We start from the raw sequence: 273 nt of genomic DNA, 5'->3' as shown, positions 1-273 counted from the left end.
ATAGAATGTCCTTTTTCTATATTTTCTCTGGCTATCATTTCTCCTAAATTACACATCTTTTTAACCTCCTTCTCTATTTCTTCAAATCCATATTCTTTCATAACTTCTTTCTTTATCAAAAGATCGTATGTATTATTTAAAAATATGACTAATGGTGTCTTGATCCAATCACTATCTTCATACTTATCTTTGATATCATGATCTTTATTTAAGTATATCATAATCTGTTCGCTTTTATCATAACTTTCTAACCTTTCAATAGTACTTCCACTG

At 27.5% G+C, this 273-nt stretch carries 1 protein-coding gene; it reads right to left on the bottom strand.

Features of this window, described 5'->3' with window-relative positions; genetic code table 11:
- The coding region (locus tag HUU89_RS14565; protein WP_175302140.1) for a hypothetical protein at nt 1–221 on the bottom strand (221 nt) is incomplete at its 3' end.
- Nucleotides 222–273 lie beyond the last annotated feature (52 nt).

This window comes from Faecalibacillus sp. H12 (assembly GCF_013361255.1).
Classification (GTDB): Bacteria; Bacillota_I; Bacilli_A; order Erysipelotrichales; family Coprobacillaceae; genus Faecalibacillus; species Faecalibacillus intestinalis.
The sequence above is the reverse complement of the archived record's forward strand: the minus strand, read 5'-3'. Positions and strand labels throughout refer to the sequence as shown.